This is a genomic window from Ruegeria sp. CDSA020 (genome assembly GCF_059612345.1).
In genome coordinates, this window is sequence record NZ_JBXWQK010000010.1 from 12,480 (window position 1) to 31,568 (window position 19,089).

At 55.8% G+C, this 19,089-nt stretch carries 25 protein-coding genes; 11 read left to right on the forward strand and 14 right to left on the reverse strand.

Annotated elements, in window-relative coordinates:
• Positions 1-349 precede the first annotated feature (349 nt).
• A complete protein-coding gene (locus AC2FJW_RS16510; RefSeq protein ID WP_246097250.1) occupies positions 350-907 on the forward strand; it encodes a hypothetical protein in 558 nt (185 codons plus the stop codon).
• A gap of 22 nt (positions 908-929) precedes the next feature.
• Here AC2FJW_RS16510 and AC2FJW_RS16515 read toward each other — a convergent pair whose 3' ends face one another.
• On the reverse strand, positions 930-1,196 hold the full coding sequence (locus AC2FJW_RS16515) for a DUF2312 domain-containing protein (RefSeq protein WP_142638157.1): 267 nt from the start codon (positions 1,194-1,196) through the stop codon (positions 930-932).
• A 162-nt stretch (positions 1,197-1,358) separates the two neighbouring features.
• On the opposite strand from AC2FJW_RS16515, the gene AC2FJW_RS16520 reads away from it, so the two are divergent.
• Positions 1,359-1,577: a carboxymuconolactone decarboxylase family protein gene (locus AC2FJW_RS16520; protein WP_142638212.1), complete on the forward strand. Its 219-nt coding sequence runs from the start codon at positions 1,359-1,361 to the stop codon at positions 1,575-1,577.
• Between the two features lie 9 nt (positions 1,578-1,586).
• Here AC2FJW_RS16520 and AC2FJW_RS16525 read toward each other — a convergent pair whose 3' ends face one another.
• Positions 1,587-1,802, reverse strand: coding sequence for a hypothetical protein (locus AC2FJW_RS16525; RefSeq protein WP_142638155.1), 216 nt, complete (start codon positions 1,800-1,802; stop codon positions 1,587-1,589).
• 246 nt (positions 1,803-2,048) lie between these two features.
• Here AC2FJW_RS16525 and AC2FJW_RS16530 point away from each other — a divergent pair, with 246 nt between their 5' ends.
• The 4 genes from AC2FJW_RS16530 to AC2FJW_RS16545 are packed head-to-tail and all read left to right on the forward strand — an operon-like array spanning position 2,049 to position 4,242.
• Complete coding sequence (locus tag AC2FJW_RS16530) at positions 2,049-2,912, forward strand: MBL fold metallo-hydrolase (RefSeq protein WP_282022110.1); 864 nt, start codon at positions 2,049-2,051, stop codon at positions 2,910-2,912.
• 35 nt (positions 2,913-2,947) lie between these two features.
• Positions 2,948-3,370, forward strand: a complete 423-nt coding sequence (locus tag AC2FJW_RS16535) for a YeeE/YedE family protein (protein WP_496750718.1) — start codon at positions 2,948-2,950, stop codon at positions 3,368-3,370.
• On the forward strand, positions 3,370-3,801 hold the full coding sequence (locus AC2FJW_RS16540) for a DUF6691 family protein (protein ID WP_496692839.1): 432 nt from the start codon (positions 3,370-3,372) through the stop codon (positions 3,799-3,801). The genes AC2FJW_RS16535 and AC2FJW_RS16540 overlap by 1 nt, the downstream gene beginning before the upstream one ends.
• A 9-nt stretch (positions 3,802-3,810) precedes the next feature.
• The gene (locus AC2FJW_RS16545) at positions 3,811-4,242 is read left to right on the forward strand and encodes a protein tyrosine phosphatase family protein (RefSeq protein ID WP_142638147.1); all 432 of its coding nucleotides are present in this window, start codon (positions 3,811-3,813) and stop codon (positions 4,240-4,242) included.
• 8 nt (positions 4,243-4,250) lie between these two features.
• Here AC2FJW_RS16545 and AC2FJW_RS16550 read toward each other — a convergent pair whose 3' ends face one another.
• The 5 genes from AC2FJW_RS16550 to AC2FJW_RS16570 form a co-directional block, all read right to left on the reverse strand.
• Positions 4,251-5,369, reverse strand: a complete 1,119-nt coding sequence (locus AC2FJW_RS16550; RefSeq protein ID WP_496750719.1) for a FliM/FliN family flagellar motor C-terminal domain-containing protein — start codon at positions 5,367-5,369, stop codon at positions 4,251-4,253.
• Positions 5,370-5,419: 50 nt separating this feature from the next.
• On the reverse strand, positions 5,420-8,098 hold the full coding sequence (locus AC2FJW_RS16555) for an ATP-binding protein (RefSeq protein WP_496750720.1): 2,679 nt from the start codon (positions 8,096-8,098) through the stop codon (positions 5,420-5,422).
• A complete protein-coding gene (locus AC2FJW_RS16560) occupies positions 8,098-8,400 on the reverse strand; it encodes a hypothetical protein (protein ID WP_496690133.1) in 303 nt (100 codons plus the stop codon). The genes AC2FJW_RS16555 and AC2FJW_RS16560 overlap by 1 nt, the downstream gene beginning before the upstream one ends.
• The gene (locus tag AC2FJW_RS16565; protein ID WP_496703392.1) at positions 8,397-8,777 is read right to left on the reverse strand and encodes a response regulator transcription factor; all 381 of its coding nucleotides are present in this window, start codon (positions 8,775-8,777) and stop codon (positions 8,397-8,399) included. Before AC2FJW_RS16565 ends, AC2FJW_RS16560 begins: the two co-directional genes overlap by 4 nt.
• 78 nt (positions 8,778-8,855) lie before the next feature.
• Positions 8,856-10,151: a helix-turn-helix domain-containing protein gene (locus AC2FJW_RS16570; RefSeq protein ID WP_496750721.1), complete on the reverse strand. Its 1,296-nt coding sequence runs from the start codon at positions 10,149-10,151 to the stop codon at positions 8,856-8,858.
• A 226-nt stretch (positions 10,152-10,377) separates the two neighbouring features.
• Here AC2FJW_RS16570 and AC2FJW_RS16575 point away from each other — a divergent pair, with 226 nt between their 5' ends.
• From AC2FJW_RS16575 to aat, 4 genes are all read left to right on the forward strand, one after another.
• Positions 10,378-10,914 carry a helix-turn-helix domain-containing protein gene (locus AC2FJW_RS16575; protein ID WP_142638135.1) on the forward strand — a complete coding sequence of 179 codons (537 nt, stop codon included), beginning with the start codon at positions 10,378-10,380 and terminating at the stop codon, positions 10,912-10,914.
• 152 nt (positions 10,915-11,066) lie between these two features.
• Positions 11,067-11,558, forward strand: coding sequence for an acetyl-CoA carboxylase biotin carboxyl carrier protein (gene accB / locus AC2FJW_RS16580; RefSeq protein ID WP_281995796.1), 492 nt, complete (start codon positions 11,067-11,069; stop codon positions 11,556-11,558).
• Between the two features lie 9 nt (positions 11,559-11,567).
• Positions 11,568-12,917 carry an acetyl-CoA carboxylase biotin carboxylase subunit gene (gene accC / locus AC2FJW_RS16585; protein ID WP_496692843.1) on the forward strand — a complete coding sequence of 450 codons (1,350 nt, stop codon included), beginning with the start codon at positions 11,568-11,570 and terminating at the stop codon, positions 12,915-12,917.
• Positions 12,918-12,965: 48 nt separating this feature from the next.
• Positions 12,966-13,598: a leucyl/phenylalanyl-tRNA--protein transferase gene (gene aat, locus AC2FJW_RS16590; RefSeq protein ID WP_496703390.1), complete on the forward strand. Its 633-nt coding sequence runs from the start codon at positions 12,966-12,968 to the stop codon at positions 13,596-13,598.
• Here aat and AC2FJW_RS16595 read toward each other — a convergent pair.
• The 6 genes from AC2FJW_RS16595 to AC2FJW_RS16620 form a co-directional block, all read right to left on the reverse strand.
• Positions 13,553-13,921 (reverse strand): DUF2155 domain-containing protein, encoded by a 369-nt coding sequence (locus AC2FJW_RS16595; RefSeq protein WP_496750722.1) that lies wholly within the window; start codon positions 13,919-13,921, stop codon positions 13,553-13,555. The genes aat and AC2FJW_RS16595 overlap by 46 nt on opposite strands.
• Positions 13,918-14,370 carry an outer membrane lipid asymmetry maintenance protein MlaD gene (gene mlaD / locus AC2FJW_RS16600; protein WP_496703388.1) on the reverse strand — a complete coding sequence of 151 codons (453 nt, stop codon included), beginning with the start codon at positions 14,368-14,370 and terminating at the stop codon, positions 13,918-13,920. The genes AC2FJW_RS16595 and mlaD overlap by 4 nt, the downstream gene beginning before the upstream one ends.
• Before the next feature lie 13 nt (positions 14,371-14,383).
• Entirely contained in the window at positions 14,384-14,767 is a 384-nt protein-coding gene (locus tag AC2FJW_RS16605) for an NADH:ubiquinone oxidoreductase subunit NDUFA12 (RefSeq protein WP_142638122.1), read from the reverse strand.
• 79 nt (positions 14,768-14,846) lie between these two features.
• Positions 14,847-15,221, reverse strand: a complete 375-nt coding sequence (locus tag AC2FJW_RS16610) for a Rid family hydrolase (protein ID WP_496750724.1) — start codon at positions 15,219-15,221, stop codon at positions 14,847-14,849.
• A 66-nt stretch (positions 15,222-15,287) separates the two neighbouring features.
• Positions 15,288-16,553, reverse strand: coding sequence for an ATP-dependent Clp protease ATP-binding subunit ClpX (clpX, locus tag AC2FJW_RS16615; RefSeq protein ID WP_142638118.1), 1,266 nt, complete (start codon positions 16,551-16,553; stop codon positions 15,288-15,290).
• 132 nt (positions 16,554-16,685) lie between these two features.
• A complete protein-coding gene (locus tag AC2FJW_RS16620) occupies positions 16,686-17,318 on the reverse strand; it encodes an ATP-dependent Clp protease proteolytic subunit (RefSeq protein ID WP_496698089.1) in 633 nt (210 codons plus the stop codon).
• Positions 17,319-17,638: 320 nt separating this feature from the next.
• Here AC2FJW_RS16620 and AC2FJW_RS16625 point away from each other — a divergent pair, with 320 nt between their 5' ends.
• Entirely contained in the window at positions 17,639-17,974 is a 336-nt protein-coding gene (locus tag AC2FJW_RS16625) for an ArsR/SmtB family transcription factor (protein ID WP_496698088.1), read from the forward strand.
• A gap of 23 nt (positions 17,975-17,997) precedes the next feature.
• Here the strand turns inward: AC2FJW_RS16625 and AC2FJW_RS16630 are convergent, their stop codons facing one another.
• The gene (locus AC2FJW_RS16630; protein WP_496750726.1) at positions 17,998-19,026 is read right to left on the reverse strand and encodes a zinc ABC transporter substrate-binding protein; all 1,029 of its coding nucleotides are present in this window, start codon (positions 19,024-19,026) and stop codon (positions 17,998-18,000) included.
• Positions 19,027-19,089 lie beyond the last annotated feature (63 nt).

The window sequence follows — 19,089 nt, forward strand, 5'->3', positions numbered from 1 at the left end:
ATAATGTGCACGAACGCGAGGGTAAAAACCGAATATGCAGGTTGCAATCCACGCAGGTGCTGCGTTCACCGATGAAGGTCTCGTATTGCGGTCCCTTCAACGCAACACCGGCGCGTTGCATCAAAATGGTGCATCCGTATTTGGCCCGCGCCGATATCGACAAATTTTCGAACCCGCCTTTGCTGCCATTGAAAACCAGGATGAAATCGGTGCCGCAATGGAAATGCTCCGGGATGGGTTGCGATCAGCTCCGAAGGTCGATCGTTTGATTTACTCATGCGCCAGCTTTGCAGGTGATGTTGGAAATGCACTGGACGACGGGCAGCTATACCCAAATGCGGGACGCCGAATGGAGTTGCTTGAAAAGTCCTTTCCTGACCACGAAATTGAGCTTTGTATGGGTTTTTTAAGCCCTGGCAGATTTATTCCCAAAGCTTTGATGTCGCTACCTGAACAGAGTCGCCTCGACAAAATGCGAAGTACCGATATCAGCTGCCTCAGCTGGATCAGCATGGTCGAGGACATCAGAGATCTTGCGCCCAATGTCAAAATCACACTCTGGAGCAACGAGGACGCACCACTGATCTGGGGAGATATAGTCCGTGCAATCGCGGCCCTTCCCTCGGACAACACGCTGGTTGATGAGTTTGATTTACTGCTGTCACTTCTAGACGATTCAGGCAAATCCAAAGGTCTGGCATTGATTGATCAAAGCCTGGAACAGGACGAACATTTGCGTGACGACCTTGCCACGGTTTTGGAGGAACACGCCAAAACCGAGCTCACAACAGAAGAGCTTGATCTGCCAGATTGGAGCATGGAAATCGTCGACGCGTTTGCAGAATTATATGCGCAGGACATGGACCGGCTTGAGTCCATGCCCGGAGTGCAGGTTCTAAAACCTTGAGTCTATAGCGGGAAAGCAGCCGTTACATTCCCAGCGCTTCTTTGTACATTTCCAACACCGCCTCTTCCTCGGCAATGTCGTCTTTGTCACGTTTGCGCAATGCGATCACTTTCCGCATGACCTTGGTGTCGTAGCCCCGCGCTTTTGCCTCGGCCATCACTTCTTTTTGTTGCTCCGCCAAATCTTTCTTTTCCGCATCCAGACGCTCGATCCGTTCGATGAACTGGCGCAGCTCACCCGCGGTTACACGGTAATTCGCGGCGGCCTGATCTTCGGTATTCTCTTCCATCTAAGTCTCTCCCAAAGGCTGGTTTGTCATGCTGAAAAGGTGGGCAACAAGCGGGATACATCGGGGCGAGCCAAGCCGCAAGCATGCAAAAAACCAGTCTCGCTTGTGCGGGCCAGCGCGATCAGTTAAGCGCTCAGGTCAGACGTTGAAAGATGGAAAACGATGTTCGAATTCATCACCTGGGGCGGTGCCGCCCTGTCACTTATCGGCCTGGCTGGGCTGGTTTGGTGCATTCTGCACGTAATGAAAGCGCGCAAATCCGGCCTGTCTGACGATGAACTGCGCGCCGTTGTTCAACGGGTGCTGCCCTGGAACATGGGCGCGCTCTTTTTGTCGGTGATAGGTCTTATGCTGGTTATACTTGGAATCTCGTTCGGTTGACTGCGGCTATCAAACCGGCAGATTGTCGAAACGCGCTTCCATAACGTCCTCGCACAGGGCCGCATCCAGACGGCGCAGGCGCGCAGGAACCTCAACACCCTGCAGACGCATCTTCTCGATGACCTTTGTGACACTGGGCTGAAGGGCAAGGCGGGTATCAACACTGGCGCCCTTCAGTTTTTTCTCAAGTTGTTCGGCTTCGGAATACAAATCGATTCTCGGCATATCCATCCTCCCAAATGTCATCAGTTACCTATAATTTAGTAACGGTTTTAAGACTTACATCACTCTGTTATTCTATCGCGCGAATATTCGCCCGACCGCCCCCTAATATCGGCGCGCTTTCGCAGGATGCCAGAATTTTAGCCCAACTTTGCCGCTTCTGCCTTGACCGGCATCAAATCACCAAATGTTGATTGCTTCACATTCCGTTATTAATATATGACTAAGACCTAACCGGCGGAGGAAACCATGACGCCCAAAGTGAAAGCATTTTTTGACGCCGAGACATTCACGGTGTCTTATCTGGTTCAGGATCCTGAAGGCGATGCCTGCGCGATCATAGATAGTGTTCTGGATTTCGATCACGCATCCGGCCGGACCAATACGCGATCTGCGGATGAGATCATCGGATATGTCCAATCCAATTCGTTGCGAACCGAATGGATTCTGGAAAGCCATGTCCATGCCGACCACCTTTCAGCAGCCCCCTATTTGCAGCAGAAACTCGGAGGCAAGATTGGCATCGGTGATCAAATCGTCGCCATCCAGGAAACTTTCGGGAAAATTTTCAACGAGGGTACCGAGTTTCAGCGCGATGGTAGCCAGTTCGACGCCTTGTTCCGCGACGGCGACGGATTTCATGTCGGCCAAATGAGAGGGGACGTCTTGCACACCCCCGGGCATACGCCCGCCTGCATGACCTATGTCATCGGCGACGCGGCATTTGTCGGAGACACGCTGTTCATGCCGGATTTTGGCACCGCGCGATGCGACTTTCCCGGCGGATCGTCCGGAGATTTGTACAACTCGATCCAGAGGATCCTTTCACTGCCGGATGCGACACGCATCTTTGTCGGGCATGACTACAAAGCTCCTGGGCGGGACGAGTTTGCGTGGGAAACAACTGTTGAAGAGCAAAAGGCCTTGAACGTGCATATCGGGCAAGGTCGACCTATCGAGGAATTCGTTGAAATGCGCGACGCCCGCGATGCCACTTTGGCCATGCCGCGGCTGATCCTGCCCTCTTTACAAGTCAATATGCGGGCGGGTCAGATGCCGCCTGAGGATGAGAATGGCGACGTGTTCCTGAAACTACCAGTGAACAAACTTTAGACGGCTAGTGCCGAACTTCTTGGGGGAACAAATCAGTGTATTCAGAATGGATATGGGGACTGGTAGGCGGCCTGTTGATTGGTCTTGGCGCAGCAGTTTACCTGCTTGGAAACGGTCGTGTAATGGGGGCGAGCGGTATCTTGGGAGGGCTTGTCGATCGCTCTGACCGCTCGGCCGAGCGGCTGTATCTCCTCGCTGGGATGATTGGGACGCCGTTGATGCTAAGCCTGTTTTTGTCGCCGGGGCCGCAGACAAACCTGACCTCGAATTTGACGGTTGTGATCGGGGCTGGGCTGCTTGTCGGTATCGGGACACGAATTGCCAACGGGTGCACCTCTGGACATGGGGTGTGCGGCATTTCCCGGTTTTCGGTGCGCGGGATCGTGGCAACGATCCTTTACATTGCGGCCGGGGCAGTGACGCTGGCCTTATTTCGCCATGTCTGGGGGTTGATCTGATGCGCAATCTGATATCGCTTCTTTCGGGCTCCTTGTTCGGAGCAGGCCTATTGATTTCCGGCATGACTGACACAACCAAGGTTCAGGGGTGGCTGGATATTTTCGGCAACTGGGATCCGACACTCGCATTTGTGATGGGGGGAGCCATTGTGCCCATGATGATCGCATGGAGGCTGGTTCCAGATCGCAAACCGCTGTCGGGTGGGAAATTCCCGACGATGGTTCAGCATGAACTGGATCGCCGCCTTATCATCGGATCGGTCATGTTTGGCATGGGATGGGGATTAGCGGGACTGTGTCCCGGTCCAGCCATCGCGTCTCTTACGTATGGCGGAACCGGAGGCGTTGTTTTTCTGGTTTCCATGCTCGCAGGGATGTATGCCGCTCCTGCCCTAGGTGCAAAACTGGACAGAACCGTAAACGCGACCTAAGCAGTAGCCATGGAGATTCGACCGATAACCCCCCGCTATGCCGTCTCGCCGCAAATTTCGGTCGAGGATGTTCCCACTATTGTCGAGGCAGGCTTTGTCAAAGTGATCTGCAACCGGCCGAACAGCGAAGTTCCCGAGGATCTCCAGTCAGATGCTATCGGACAGGCCGTGCGTGCTGCCGGGTTGGAATACGAAGTGCTAGAGCTGACGCATCAGACCATGACGCCCGAAAACGTCTCCTTGCAACGTGACCTGGCAGAATCCTGTGCCGGTCCGGTACTCGCATATTGTGCATCGGGCACGCGTTGTTCTGTGATCTGGGCATTGGGGCAGTGCGAAAGCATGAGCACCGAAGACATCCTTCAGGCGACGACCAAGGCAGGCTATGCGTTGGACAACCTACGTCCAACCTTGGAAGAAATACGCAGATCAGTGACTTGAGCTGTCTGCTAACTGCCTTTCAGCGCGCTTTCATCCCCAGATAAACCAGCCAGTTGAGATATCTCGGCAACCATGTGTTCCGAATTCTCAAGGTTCAATTCTGTCCCCTCCTGGCCCAGCGCGCCGGGGGAAAATGGCATTATCTCCTGCCCGTGTTCGGTTGGCGCCTCTTCGCGTATACTGGCTGAACTCGCCTCAAGGAACTCATTTGCTTCGGGCTGGGAAAATATCTGAGTTTGGTAGGTTTCGTTCAGGCGCACCGCACGCAGTCCTCCGCATTGGCCGAGCCGTCCGATCGCGGCCCGGCTGCGGTCGATCGCCACAATCTCGGTACGATCCAGCCGCGCCCCGATCAATGGCAACACATCCCCCACCGCCAGTTCTGTCAGCGTCGCCAGGGACAAGGGCATCCGGCAGACCACCGTATTCAAATCTGCTCTCAACACGCCCGATGCCTGATCAAGCCTGCCCTCTGGCTCATCATGAATCACCTCCGTCTCGGCCGTTTCAGCCGGTCGGATAGGCAACAATACTGAAAGCTGACCTTGTCTCAGCCCACCGCCAAGTTCGACTGTCAGTTCAAAAACTCGGTATTCCTCTTCCACCATCGCCAGGGTCAAAGTTCGCAGATCCGCAAGGCGCGAAGCATATTCAAAACCGATCAGGCACATGCGGTCACTCGCCGTTTCGACAAGTGATGCCGCGCGGGACAGCCCCTCTTCGATCCAAGAGGACACCATGGCCGCGTCGGTATCGGTGAACCCCCGCGCAGAAGGCGCTCCCGGCATCACCTCGCCTATTGTCTGAGCCTGCACGACAGCCGACACTAACCCTATATCCATACAGATCGCAGCCAAGCTGCTGTCAGAGCCTGAAAAGAGCAGCAATATCCAATCCTCATCCAAAGACTGTGTCAGCCCACCTGGTGGCCGACAGGATTGTTTGGCGCCGATAACCGACAACGGCATCTGCAAACGATCTTCTGCCGCGCGAGCAAAAGCCAGACGCAGCGCACGTAGGATCGAGCGAGGCTTGTCACCCTTTTCCTCCTGACTGATCGAAAGCTTGCGCGCCAGAGCCGCGCTGACAGATTGCGTCATGCCTAAAACCGCTGATTGTTCCTGCATTCTCTTTCAGGTCTAACCCGGCGATAGTTACCAACCTGTTTATACAGCCGTCACTGCGCAGCCTGTCGGTAGGCCTGTGGCAGCCTGACCCGGAACGCAGCCCCACCATGGCCGGGCAAGTAGCTGATATCGCCCCCCAGTCTTTGCATAATCTCACGGCAGATCGCTAATCCCAGCCCCGCACCACCTGCCTTGTCGCCTCCGACGCGGGCAAATTTCTCAAAAACCATCTGCCGGGCATCTGGAGGAATGCCAGTGCCGTTATCAGCAAAATCAATGACGACCTGCCCCCCGACATCATGCGCAGAAATGGTCAGAACCGGTTCTTTGGCATCACAATATTTCTGAGCGTTCGAAATCAGGTTGATAAACACCTGCCCCAGACGGTCCAAATCCGTATGCAGGACAACGCGTTCGGAGGTTTTAGACCGCCGAACGGTCAGTCTTTGGCTGTTTCCAGCCAAGGCGCTGGACACGGCACGGTCCAAGACCGACCGCAGGGTGTCACCGCTCTTGTTCAAATTGACTCGTCCACTTTCCAGAACACTCAGGTCCAGCAAGTCATCCAGCAGCCGTGTCAACCGAAGCGCCTCGTCATGGATGATGGCAGCGTAACGCGTTCTCTCTTCGCCGGTCAGGCCTTCTGTATCCCGCATGATCTCGGAAAATGCCCGGATCGAGGTCATGGGGGTTCGCAATTCGTGGCTGACCTGGCTAAGGAACCCGTCCTTCTGTTCGGAAATCTGGGTCAGTTTGGTGTTTGCCTCGCGCAGTTGGCGCGCCGTACGGCTGAGTTCAGCGGATTTCGCTTCCAGTTGGCTGGAGTATTCCAACATCTGCGCGGATTCGTCGGCCACAGCGAGCAAATCCTCGACCGAAACGGAGGAACCACCAACAATCTGCCCGATCATCGCATGCGCTGTCGCCGCCCCGACCGAGCCGCTGAGTTCACGTTCCAACCGCTCCAAAAACCCAGGCGTAGGTTCGGGCAGGCTGGAACGCCCACCCTGCTGTTCCGCCTGCGCCTGAAAGAACTCTTGCGCCGGACCTGCGCCCAAAATGCGCTGGGTCATGATCATCAGGTCCTCGCTTTGCGCTACCGATCCGGTCCAACCGCGCAGCGCGACCGAATGGTCGAATACGTTGACGAATTGCGCCCCCTGCAAACGTTCGAGCGGGCTTGGAAAACTCAGCAAAGAGGCCGCGCAAAATGCCAATGTGTTCAGAGAAAGCGACCACAACACCGCGTGTACCATCGGGTCCATTCCGTCGATTCCGAACAGGGCCTGCGGGCGCAACCAGCCCCATCCGAACGGCCCGTTCTGCAGGACGCTATCCGACATAATCGCGCTGCCCATTCCTGGCAACAAAAGCGTGTAGATCCACAACAAGAATCCCACAGTCAGTCCGATCAAAGCCCCTGTTCGCGTCGCCCCGCGCCAGAACAGCCCGCCAACCAGCGAAGGCAAAATCTGGGAAATCCCGGCAAAGGCCACCAGACCAATCGAGGCCAGCGCGGCCCCGCCGCCGGAAATGCGGTAATACGAGAACCCAAGCACCATGATCACGGCGATTGAAATCCGCCGGGACAGCAAAACCACATTGCGGACATCACCGGATACGGCGCCAGTGCCCTCCTGCCGGCTAAACCAGATCGGCATCACGACGTGATTTGACACCATGGTCGATAGGGCCATTGCCGTGACAATCACCATCGATGTGGCGGATGAAAAGCCGCCAATAAAGGACAGCATCGCCAGCCATTCATTGCCCTGCGACAGGGGCACCGTCAGCACGAACAGATCCGGATTCGATCCTTCGGGCAAAAGGTCCAATCCTACGACCGCGATTGGCACCACAAAGAGGCTCATCAACAGCAGATACAGGGGGAAGGCCCATGCGGCTGTCCTCAGATGCCCTTCATCGGCGTTCTCGACCACCATCACCTGAAACATCCTCGGCAGACACACAAAGGCCGCAGCCGATAGAAATATAAACGTGGTCCAGCGTCCGGCATTCACATTCCACTGCCCGATCTCAGAGGCATCGATGCGGTCCATCATCGGACCGACTCCTCCGGCTATACCCCAGACAACGAAAATGCCCACGGCCAGCAGCGCAAAGAGTTTAACGACAGATTCCAATGCGATGGCTGTGACAACACCATGATGGCGTTCGTTGGCATCCAGATTGCGGGTACCGAACAGAATGGCGAACACCGCCAGCCCCGCCGCAACCCAGAACACACTGGACCCTTCGCGGTAAAGACCGCTTGGGTCAGCCTCGGCAAAGATTGAGAATGACAGCGTAATGGATTGAAGTTGCAGCGCAATATAGGGCGTCCCGCCCAACACGGCCAGAATTGTGACGCAAATCGCCAGAGTGTTCGACTTGCCATAGCGAGACGAAATCAGGTCAGCGATTGAGGTCACCCTCTGGCTGCGGCCAACCCGAACCAGCTTGCGCAATCCCCACCACCAACAGATCATGACCAGCGTGGGGCCCAGATAGATCGTTACGAACTCCAGCCCCGACCGGGCGGCGTTCCCTACCGCGCCATAAAAGGTCCAGGCGGTACAATAGATCGACAGCGACAGCGTGTAGATCAACGGAGATCGCAGCCACGCCCCCCTGCCCGCCGCGGCCATTCTGTCGGCGGCAAATGCGACGCTGAACAACAGCACCACATAGCCCAAACAAACCAGGATCAGCACGTTCAGCGTTGCCATCAGTCTTGACCTGGCTCGGAATCATCGCCGGTTGATATGCGTCTTGCGGCGAACCCAAAGAGAACGCTGGCAACGATCAAAACCGCCCAGCATGTGAAGATATAGAGAATCGCAGAAGACAGCGGCACCCCGTCCGCTGCATCGCCCCCACGCGGCCACAGCAACGGAATCGCAATCAGCGCGCCCCCCAGAATGGGCAGCAATCGGGCGGCGTCGGTCAGCCTGCGTCGGCGGTAACTTTGACGTTCAAGAAACAGCGACGGCCGCGCACCAGATGGTTGGCGGTCGTCCTGCATGCTCATGACCGCGAGGCCTGCGCGTGCAAATCGCGGACGGCGGTCAGAACTTCGGCATTGGAAAACGGCTTTGTCATGAACCGGCTGACCCCTGCATTCTCGGCCATCTCACGATCTTTCGATTGGCCACGAGCCGTTAGCATCAGAACCGGAAGATTTCGCAGCTCTTCGAGTTCGCGCAAGTCGCGCAAAATCTCCATCCCGCTTTTGCCCGGCAGCATCACATCCAGAATCACAAGATCGGGCTTTGCTCCCAGAATCACCAGCAGCGCATCCGTCCCTTCAGCATGCGTTTCAACCTGCCATCCCTCGCGGGTCAGCAAAAACCGAATGGCTTCAGCAATGTTCGGCTCATCCTCGATCAACAGAACCTTTCGGCTCATATATTTCATTCCTCCCCGAGACGGGCTGCACCACTGTCAACCTGTCCGAAACAGCTTATGCGCAGTGTCACGAAACTGTCAAAAACCTTCGCTCAGAATCGATGGCTCTCGGCGCGATTCACAGTCCTTATTGGGACATACACGGCAACTTGGGCCAACATGGGCAACCGCCTGACTGCCCAGAGGGCTTTCTTCGACGGATCGAACCAGCATGACCGAACGATAAACCGGCGCATCGTCATAGCCGGAAATGGATTGCGGCCAGGCATAGGCATAACAATCGAATTCCGCAGCCGTTCGCCCCAACTGGACGATCCGTTTTCGGATCGGAACCAGCGGCCGGTTCAGCGCCTGAAACAGCGGCCACAGAGGACACGCCTCGCCGAATCTGGGCATGGCAAAACCGGGCACCGATTTGCTGAACAAAATGCTGCCCGAGGCATCACAAATCACCAGCCCGGTCGGGCGCGACAAATACCCTTTAGGCAAGGCGGCCAGCCGCCTCAGTACGCTGGCAACGTCGACTGAATACTCTGCTGCCAAAAGCAAAGGATCTGTAACTCCCCGATCCAAAGCCCCTTTGAGCGCATCCAGAGGCAAAAGCCGAGCGTCGGATTCGTAGACGTCCAGAATATCCCGCGCCACTTTTCGCGCGGCAGAGGAATCAATCTCATTCAGATTAACATCTGCGCTTCCGCCTCCGGATTCGATTTCCGGGAAATGGTGATCATGCCTGTCAAAAAATGCTTCGACATCTTCCAGAGGGACCCCGCGACGATCCTCGGCCCCCTCGGAATCATCCAGATAGGCCACCAGCGATTTGGAGCTATCGGCCAGGCGTTCGGCATCCTGGTGCAGGTTCCGGTGGAATCGGTCTTGCCACTCGGGTTCAATCTCTTGCGTTTCAGCAAGAATGGCAGCGGTGGAACGAATCGCGGCGGCTGTCGAAAGGACCTCGTGCATGGATGCCGCCAGATGCGGATCGTGGGTCAAACGATCCGACAGGGTTTCAATCGTTCGCTCTAACGACACCACTCGGCTGTGCATTTGCGCCAAAACGCCCGCCCACCCTGGAAACCTACTTGCGAATTCCTCAAGCCCGTCCACTTCGGCTTTCTGGCCAACTGCATCTGCCGCAGCCTCGCGCAGCGCAGAAATCAGCGTCGCCTCGATCCCCTGGGTTAGCACCGAAGGCTCAACGGTCAGAGCCGCAGCGATATCCACCAGCAGCTTTCCTCCGATCCTGCGGCGGTTATGCTCGATCAGGTTCAGATAGGATGCCGAGATTCCAACCTGCCGTGCAAGCTGGGCCTGACGCAATCCTGCGATCTGCCGCCTTTCGCGAATACGGCTGCCTGTTAACGTGTCCCGCAAAAATTTCCTCTTTTTCCGCTGGCTCCTTTGGTCAACCTCAGAAGCATTTTCAAAACTATTATTTAAATATAAGTATTTAGCAACTAATTTTCTTGAGCAATTTACTTTCTTCACAAACGCATCCCGCAATTCCAAACACCCGGTCCACGGTGTAACCCATTTGCATATTTCGAAAATCACAGGCCTTCCCCTTCTATTTTCGGCAAAACACCTGCACCATGGACATATGAGCGACCCAGCCTTTGAATATGCGCCGATCGGATTGGTCGAGTTGGAGAACCGCGTGATCCGCCGGTGCAATCTGCAGTTCGCACGCACTTTCGGCGGTGAAGAGGCCGATTACCGCAACATGCCCCTGCTACACCTCTACCCTTCTGTCGCAGATTGGGAACGTATCGGCGCACGGAGCCTGCAAATCATGCGCGACACCGGATATTACACGGATGAGAGGGTCATGCGTCGCCGCGATAGCGACTTATTCTGGTGCCGCGCGCGCGGACGTTCGCTAACGCCTGAAGATCCATTCCGCCATGGCATCTGGAGTTTTTCGGATATTTCCGAGGAACGCCCTTTGGTCGAGCTAACCAGCCGTGAGCGCGAGGTTGCCATTCTGTCCTGCAAGGGCTTGTCGGCCAAGGAAATCGGTGCGGAACTAAACCTGAGCTATCGTACAATCGAAGCCTACCGTGCGCGGCTGCTCGAAAAATTCGGGGCACGTAAACTGCCTGAACTGGTTGCGAAACTCTCCGGAATGCCGCTGTAACGCTGTTTACCACTGGTAATCTTCAGCAAAACCCCCATCTGACAGGCCGAGACTGTGCTTTTCATGGCCGTACGCTTAGCTTATAACGCTGCGTAATCAGACCAAAGCCCGCGCGAAACAGACGGGCCAAAGGGGAACCGTCGAGGACACTCATGACAGATACCAAACACGAAGCGGATGTGGCGTTTATCAAGGCACTGGCCGAACTGCTGCGGGAAAACGACCTGACCGAGTTGCAGGTAAAGCGTGATTATGGCGAAGATGACAGCCTGAACGTACGTGTTAGCCGCATGTCACCCGTCGCCGCTCCGGTCCAGGTTGCGGTCCCGGCGGCCGCGCCAGCCGCAGCCCCGGCAGCCGCACCTGCAGCAGCTGAAGCACCCGCAGCAAGTGACGATCCAGCCAGCCATCCGGGCGCTGTGACTTCGCCCATGGTCGGCACCGTGTACATGCAGCCCGAGCCGGGTGCGCCGTCCTTCATCTCCGTCGGTGCCAGTGTTTCCGAAGGCGACACGCTGCTGATCGTCGAAGCGATGAAAACTATGAACCACATCCACGCGCCTAAATCCGGCACTATCAAGCGTATTTTGGTGGGTGATGGCGATGCTGTGGAATTCGGCACTCCTCTGGTCATTGTTGAGTAAGGCGGCCCCATGTTCGACAAGATCCTGATTGCCAACCGAGGCGAGATCGCCCTGCGCGTCATCCGCGCCGCACGCGAGATGGGGATTAAGACAGTCGCCGTCCATTCAACCGCAGACAGTGACGCGATGCATGTACGCATGGCGGACGAATCGGTCTGTATCGGCCCCCCGCCCAGCCCACAAAGCTATCTGTCGGTGCCTGCGATCATCTCAGCCTGCGAGATCACTGGCGCTCAGGCGATCCACCCGGGCTACGGCTTTTTGTCTGAAAATGCCGAGTTTGTGCAGATCGTCGAAGATCACGACATCACCTTCATTGGCCCCACCGCTGAGCATATCCGCGTGATGGGGGACAAGATCACAGCCAAGGACACGATGAAAGCCTTGGGCGTTCCCTGTGTGCCTGGTTCAGATGGTGGCGTGCCGGATCTGGCCGCAGCCAAGCGGATCGGTGAAGAATTCGGCTATCCTGTCATCATCAAGGCCACCGCCGGTGGCGGCGGACGCGGCATGAAAGTCGCGATGAGTGCGGATGAGATGGAAAGCGCCTTTATGACCGCGCGCGCCGAAGGCAAAGCCGCATTTGGTAATGACGAGGTCTATATTGAGAAATATCTGACCACACCGCGCCACATCGAGATTCAGGTCTTTGGCGATGGCAAGGGCCAAGCGGTTCATCTGGGCGAGCGCGACTGTTCCCTGCAGCGCCGCCACCAAAAGGTATTCGAAGAGGCACCCGGCCCCTGCATCACCCCCGAAGAACGCGCAAGGATCGGTAAGGTCTGTGCCGATGCGGTTGCCAAGATCAACTATATCGGTGCAGGTACGATCGAATTTCTGTACGAAAATGGCGACTTCTTTTTCATCGAGATGAACACCCGCCTACAGGTCGAACACCCGGTCACTGAGGGCATCTTTGGCGTAGATCTGGTGCGCGAACAAATCCGCGTTGCCGCTGGTCAGCCAATGTCATTCGGTCAGGATGATCTGAAAATCAATGGTCACGCCATCGAGGTTCGGATCAACGCCGAGAAATTGCCAAACTTCTCGCCCTGCCCTGGAAAAATCTCGGCCTACCATGCGCCGGGCGGTCTGGGCGTGCGGATGGATTCAGCGTTGTATGACGGGTACACGATCCCGCCCTACTACGACTCACTGATCGCCAAACTGATCGTGCAGGGCCGCGACCGGCCCGAAGCACTGGCCCGTCTGGAACGCGCATTGGGAGAGTTGATCGTGGACGGAATCGACACGACGGTTCCCTTGTTCCACGCGCTGCTGCAAGAAAGTGACGTCCAAAGCGGTGATTATAACATCCACTGGCTGGAGCACTGGCTTGCGGAGAATATGGCCGACTAACTCTGCTGGGTCGGAAGGTTACCGCTTTCCGACCCTGAGGCGCCTGGCATGAGCCTTTCCCCGGAATTACTGCTCCATGGATATTCCATCGGTATCTTCCCGATGGCTGAACATCGCGATGATCCGGACCTGTTTTGGGTTGATCCTAAGTTTCGCGGCATCTTCCCTCTGGACGGATTTCACATCTCACGCAGCTTGGCCCGCAGGATTCGGAACTGTGGGTACACGGTGTCAATCAACAGGGATTTTGCCGGCGTTGTTGATGGCTGCGCTGATCGCACGGATACCTGGATCAATCAGGAACTTCGCACCCTTTACCAAAAGCTGAACCAATCCGGTCACGCCCATTCACTGGAAATCTGGGACGGCCCGAATTTGGTTGGGGGCGTTTATGGCGTTACTCTTGGCGCTGCCTTCTTTGGTGAAAGCATGTTTTCCCGACGCAAGGATGCCTCAAAAATTGCGCTTGCTTATCTGGTCGACCGGTTGCGGTCCTGCGGGTTCAAACTGTTCGATACACAGTTTTTAACCGCGCATCTCGCCTCGCTCGGCGCGATTGAGGTGCCGCGGGCACAGTATCGGAACGCGCTGGAAGAGGCAGTGACTATTGCAGCAGATTTCTCTGCTGATCTCGATCAATCGCCGGATGGCGTGATACAGCGGATCACCCAGACGTCATAGCGCGAATGATCAAGCGCATTCAGGGCTGGCGAGGTGGCAATCATCCACCCGTCAAACAGCTGATCCGTTCCGCCTTGTTCCCAAATGGTCAGGTAGGCAAACGCGTCCCCTGTTGGGTTATCTGCAGGATAGCGGCAATCACCCAGCGCGACATCCAGCCCAAAGACTGTCTTGGATTGGCCGTTTTGCAGTTCGACATCAACGGTCTGGCCATTGACCTTATCCAGCCCTCTGAGCATTGCACCCGGTCCGGATTGAACCTTTTGCTGTGCCGCTACCCCAGAGGCTGCCAGTATTGCCGCGATCAGAGCATATCGCCTCATTCGCCGCCATCTCCGGCGACGAACTTAACCAAAAGCGAAATCAGGCTGACTGCGCCCTGTGTATCCTCGACCTGATCGCCCGGTTCAAAGTTAAAGAGCGATCCGCCTGGCATGACTTCTACAAAGTTACCACCCAGCAACCCTTCGGATGAGATCACGATAGCACTGTCATCGGGGACCAAAATTCCATCAGAAATCGCAAAAGTCGTGTCCGCCCGGTAGGTTTCCGGGTTCAGGGCCACTCCTGTCACGGTGCCGATTTTGACCCCGGCAAGCCGCACGTCCGTTCCGACGCCGACGCCTTCGAGCGAGCGGAAAGAGGCGTTAAGCTCATAACCAGAACCGCCCTGGGACAGGCCTGTCGACTGGCTCGCATAGACGCCAAACGCTATTGCCCCGGCCAGAACAGCGCCTCCGACCAAAACTTCTGAAACTTTGTAAGATGACATTGCTCGCCTCGTCTTATTCCGGGTTCCAGGCCTCATAATCCGAACGCTCGACCGGATCCGGGCGGCGCAAAGACCCCGCCGGTGCATAAGCAAGCGCGGTTCCTGTCAGGTTTTCCTGATGCGGTTTTTCCCAGGATTTATGTGCCAGAGGTTTGTCGGTTGGCGGTTCGTCCCAGGTGCGGTGCAACCAACCGTGCCAATCGGGATCAACCCTGCTGGCCTCGGCCTCGCCGTTGAAGATCACCCAACGCCTGCTGTCATCCGCGGTACGATAAAATATATTGCCTTCATTATCTTCACCGACTTTCACGCCTTTGCGCGCGGTGTAAATCTGGGTGTTCAGGGTGGCCCCGTTCCACCAGGTCACGGCGCGCAAAAGACTGTTCAGGATTCCCATCGGCTGCCTCCGGCATTTTTGTCTCTGCAGATATGGACCAAAGGTCCGCCAAGGTCCAGTGCTAGGGTAACGTTGCGCATCAATCCGGCAAAACTGCGGTCACTTCAATCTCGATGCGGTCCTCTGGCGTGATCAGGTTGCATTCGGTCACTGTCGCCGCCGGCGGGTTTTCACCAAATGCCTCAACCAGCAAGGGCCAGCACAGTTCAAATTCCGACATGTCCGGAAGGTAGTAGTTTACCCGAACCACATGCGCCAAATTTGATCCAGCCTCATCCAAGGCCTTTTCAATCGCCTGCAGCGCGGATTTGCACTGTCCGACGATATCTTTGGGAATGACTTCGCCTTGTGCGCAGGTTCCGGCAACAAAGACAAAACCGTTTGCAACCACTGCCCGGCAATAGCCGACTTTGGCCTCATATTGGCCGCCCGAGGAAATTCGCCTTATCGTCATCCTGCCCTCCCAAACACAAAATGGCGCGGGATCACCGCGCCATCTGTTGCAATTCAAATTCAGTGATTACCCGGCCGAAGCCGATTCCGCCGCATCCGCATAGATGATCAGCGGCTGCTTGTCCGAGGATACAGCCTCTTCATTGACGACAACTTCGGTCACGTTCTTCATGCCAGGCAATTCGAACATCGTGTCCAGAAGGATGTCTTCAAGGATCGAGCGCAGCCCGCGTGCACCGGTCTTCCGTTCAATGGCGCGTTTGGCGATAGCCTTGAGCGCATCGTCGGTAAAGCCCAGCTCGGCATCTTCCAGTTCGAACAGACGCTGATACTGTTTGACCAGCGCGTTCTTGGGTTTTGTCAGAATGGTGACCAGCGCATCCTCGTCAAGATCCTCAAGCGTGGCCAGAACTGGCAGACGTCCGACAAATTCCGGGATCAGACCGAATTTCAGCAGGTCTTCAGGCTCCAGCTCTTTGAAAATCTCACCCACGCCGCGGTCATCATTGTCCCGCACATCGGCACCAAAGCCCATGGCCGAGCCTTTGCCGCGCTGTGCGATAATTCTATCCAGACCCGCAAAGGCACCACCGCAGATGAACAGGATATTCGTCGTGTCCACTTGCAGGAATTCCTGCTGCGGATGCTTGCGTCCACCTTGCGGCGGAACACTGGCGACGGTGCCTTCCATCAGCTTCAGCAGCGCCTGCTGCACGCCCTCGCCCGACACGTCGCGCGTGATCGAGGGATTCTCAGATTTGCGCGTGATCTTGTCGACCTCATCGATGTAAACGATGCCGCGCTGCGCGCGTTCGACATTGTATTCGCTGGCCTGCAACAGTTTGAGAATGATATTTTCGACATCCTCGCCCACATAACCGGCTTCGGTCAGCGTGGTCGCATCGGCCATGGTAAAGGGCACATCCAGAATGCGCGCCAGAGTTTGCGCCAACAACGTCTTGCCGCAGCCTGTCGGGCCGATCAACAGGATGTTGGATTTGGCCAGCTCGATATCGCTGCCGGCCTTCTGAGCGTGATTCAATCGTTTATAGTGGTTGTGAACCGCTACTGACAGAACCCGCTTGGCCGTAGCCTGACCGATCACATAATCGTCCAGAACTTCGCAGATGTCTTTCGGCGTCGGCACTCCGTCAGAAGATTTCAGCCCGTTGGCTTTCGTCTCTTCGCGGATGATGTCCATACACAGCTCGACGCATTCATCACAGATGAACACGGTCGGACCTGCAATCAGCTTACGCACCTCATGCTGGCTTTTGCCACAGAAGCTGCAGTAGAGCGTGTTTTTGCCGTCACCGCCTGAATTCGTCGCCATGATCTACCTTTCGGGCTCCATCCTATGCCCCTTGCGGGGCCGCGCTTGCGCCTGTTCGTGCAGCTTAGGCCAGCACTGTGGCGGCTACAATCTCAAAATACCCCCCGTATCGGCGACACGAGGGGTCTGGGCTTAGCTCTCTTCGCCGCTCATCTTGGCGCGGTTTTCAACGATCTCGTCGATGTGACCCCATTCCTTAGCCTCTTCCGGGCTCATGAAGTTGTCACGGTCCAGCGCCTTTTCAACGGCCTTTTTGGTCTGTCCAGTATGGCGTACATAGATATCATACAGGCGATCCTTCAGCTTTTGCGTCTCAGCTGCGTGGATCATGATATCACTTGCCTGACCCTGGTATCCGCCACTGGGCTGGTGCACCATGATGCGGCTGTTCGGCAGGGAAAAGCGCATCCCGTTCGCGCCACCGGCCAGCAGAACCGACCCCATCGAGGCCGCTTGACCGATCACCAATGTTGAACATTTCGGTTTGATATACTGCATTGTGTCGTAAATCGACAAACCGCTGGTGACCACGCCACCCGGCGAGTTGATGTAGATCGAGATTTCCTTGTTCGGGTTTTCCGCCTCAAGGTGCAGCAGCTGAGCAACCACAAGATGGCTCATCCCGTCGTGGATCGGGCCGTTGATAAAGATGATCCGCTCTTTCAGAAGGCGCGAGAAGATATCATATGCGCGCTCACCCCTGCTGGTCTGCTCAACGACCATTGGGACAAGCGTGTTCATGTATGTGTCAACGGGATCGAACATAAGAAACCTGCCTGCTTTGCTATGGATCGGGACACTACCCGAAAATCTGTTACCTGAGTCTTAGTATCGCCACAGTGGGGCTGCAAGGGGTGCAGGAAACTTCATGCCCTGCAAATGCAAATTGATATTCAGCGGTGACTAAAGCGATACGCTCTTCAAAGTCGAAATCTGCGTCGAACTCTCACAAGTTCCCCTTTTCCCCTCACCTCATTTTGATTCATGCATATGAGAGTAAATGTTCATAATTAGCTGACTTGCGACCTTCTCCAGGCAGCAACACAAACAGGCGCCCAAAGTGTGGGCTGGTAAGGAAACAGAGGATGGCCCTTCCACAACTTTCACAGGAAATATCTCCGGAAAATTTCGACAAAATGGTTGAGAATGCAACGCATGCTGCAAATTTTCTCAAGGCCATCAGCCACGAAGGGCGTCTCATGATCCTGTGCCACCTGGTATCGGGAGAAAAGTCAGTAACAGAACTGGAAGAGCTGCTTTCGGCGCGGCAAGCGGCTGTTTCGCAACAACTGTCGCGGTTGCGACTTGAAGGGTTGGTGACGCCTCGCCGCGAAGGCAAGGCGATCTTTTATAGACTTGCCGATGAACGGCCACGCCGGATGTTAGAGGTTGTCTACGAACTCTTTTGCAACGAAGAATAAGAGCAATCCGCTGTCCCGGCTACTTACGACTTACTTTTGGAACAGTCTTGATAGCCGGCGGACATGGCCATTAACAAACTATCATAGTGCGAAATTCCCGTGTCAAAACTCACGCCTACGGGATCCAATTCAAAGATCGTGGCCCCGGTTCCTTCGATCGCTGTCCGCACCAGCCTTGTGTCAAATTGCGGCTCGGAAAAGGCACAAACAATTCCTTCATGCTCAACCTTTTCACGCAAAGCCGCCAATCGCGCCGGCCCGGGAGAGGACGCATCGCCAAGACTGACTGCGCCGGATGACTCCAGCCCAAATCGCTTTTCGAAATACTGATAGGCATCATGAAACGTTATGAATGACAGCGTCTGCATATCTGTCAGATCTGTCATAATTTTTTCTTTCAGCTCAACCAGTTCCCGATCTGCGGTCGCCGCGTTCTGCTGATAAGCATCGGCGTTTTCAGGGTCCGCCTCTGAGAGCGTTGCGGCAATTACCTGAACCCAGATACGTGCATTTTCGGGATCCAGCCAGGCGTGGGGGTCAACCCCTTCGTGATCATGGCCATGGTCGTCTGCATGGCCCGCATGGTCGTCGTGATCGTCATGACCCGCATGATCGTCGTGATCCGCGTGATCGTCGTGATCCGCGTGATCGTCGTGGCCATCATGATCCGCACGGTCATCATGGTCATCATGGTCATCATGGTCGGTAGCATCCCGGAATTCATAGAGAATTGTTCCATCCGCATCCAACAAAGAGACATGCAGCGCATCCGGCGACAGCGCGCCCAAGGGTTTAACCAGCCAAGGGGTCAGCTCTTCTCCGGTCCAGAATACGATCTCGGCGGATTGCAAAGACCGCGCCTCAGAAGGCCGCATCGCGTGATCATGCGGAGACGCGCCGGGTGGAATGATCAAGCTGGGCTCACCCACGCCGTCCATCACCCGGGCGACCAGCGAATGGACAGGCGCAATATCGACGGCCACGCTTGGCGCCTCGGCGATTGCCTGGCCCGCAAACGCAAGTGAGCACACATATAGTGTAGATCGGAACATTTTCCCTCCAAATTGATATGTTATTACATTCGTTGAGCGCTTGTTAATCCGGACGTTATTACA

Coding starts and splice junctions, on each gene's coding strand:
- AC2FJW_RS16510 (WP_246097250.1), top strand. CDS start 350: ATGGAGTTGCTTGAAAAGTCCTTTCCTGACCACGAAATTGAGCTTTGT.
- AC2FJW_RS16515 (WP_142638157.1), bottom strand. CDS start 1,196: ATGGAAGAGAATACCGAAGATCAGGCCGCCGCGAATTACCGTGTAACC.
- AC2FJW_RS16520 (WP_142638212.1), top strand. CDS start 1,359: ATGTTCGAATTCATCACCTGGGGCGGTGCCGCCCTGTCACTTATCGGC.
- AC2FJW_RS16525 (WP_142638155.1), bottom strand. CDS start 1,802: ATGCCGAGAATCGATTTGTATTCCGAAGCCGAACAACTTGAGAAAAAA.
- AC2FJW_RS16530 (WP_282022110.1), top strand. CDS start 2,049: ATGACGCCCAAAGTGAAAGCATTTTTTGACGCCGAGACATTCACGGTG.
- AC2FJW_RS16540 (WP_496692839.1), top strand. CDS start 3,370: ATGCGCAATCTGATATCGCTTCTTTCGGGCTCCTTGTTCGGAGCAGGC.
- AC2FJW_RS16545 (WP_142638147.1), top strand. CDS start 3,811: ATGGAGATTCGACCGATAACCCCCCGCTATGCCGTCTCGCCGCAAATT.
- AC2FJW_RS16550 (WP_496750719.1), bottom strand. CDS start 5,369: ATGCAGGAACAATCAGCGGTTTTAGGCATGACGCAATCTGTCAGCGCG.
- AC2FJW_RS16555 (WP_496750720.1), bottom strand. CDS start 8,098: ATGGCAACGCTGAACGTGCTGATCCTGGTTTGTTTGGGCTATGTGGTG.
- AC2FJW_RS16560 (WP_496690133.1), bottom strand. CDS start 8,400: ATGAGCATGCAGGACGACCGCCAACCATCTGGTGCGCGGCCGTCGCTG.
- AC2FJW_RS16565 (WP_496703392.1), bottom strand. CDS start 8,777: ATGAGCCGAAAGGTTCTGTTGATCGAGGATGAGCCGAACATTGCTGAA.
- AC2FJW_RS16575 (WP_142638135.1), top strand. CDS start 10,378: ATGAGCGACCCAGCCTTTGAATATGCGCCGATCGGATTGGTCGAGTTG.
- accB (WP_281995796.1), top strand. CDS start 11,067: ATGACAGATACCAAACACGAAGCGGATGTGGCGTTTATCAAGGCACTG.
- accC (WP_496692843.1), top strand. CDS start 11,568: ATGTTCGACAAGATCCTGATTGCCAACCGAGGCGAGATCGCCCTGCGC.
- aat (WP_496703390.1), top strand. CDS start 12,966: ATGAGCCTTTCCCCGGAATTACTGCTCCATGGATATTCCATCGGTATC.
- AC2FJW_RS16595 (WP_496750722.1), bottom strand. CDS start 13,921: ATGAGGCGATATGCTCTGATCGCGGCAATACTGGCAGCCTCTGGGGTA.
- mlaD (WP_496703388.1), bottom strand. CDS start 14,370: ATGTCATCTTACAAAGTTTCAGAAGTTTTGGTCGGAGGCGCTGTTCTG.
- AC2FJW_RS16605 (WP_142638122.1), bottom strand. CDS start 14,767: ATGGGAATCCTGAACAGTCTTTTGCGCGCCGTGACCTGGTGGAACGGG.
- AC2FJW_RS16610 (WP_496750724.1), bottom strand. CDS start 15,221: ATGACGATAAGGCGAATTTCCTCGGGCGGCCAATATGAGGCCAAAGTC.
- clpX (WP_142638118.1), bottom strand. CDS start 16,553: ATGGCGACGAATTCAGGCGGTGACGGCAAAAACACGCTCTACTGCAGC.
- AC2FJW_RS16620 (WP_496698089.1), bottom strand. CDS start 17,318: ATGTTCGATCCCGTTGACACATACATGAACACGCTTGTCCCAATGGTC.
- AC2FJW_RS16625 (WP_496698088.1), top strand. CDS start 17,639: ATGGCCCTTCCACAACTTTCACAGGAAATATCTCCGGAAAATTTCGAC.
- AC2FJW_RS16630 (WP_496750726.1), bottom strand. CDS start 19,026: ATGTTCCGATCTACACTATATGTGTGCTCACTTGCGTTTGCGGGCCAG.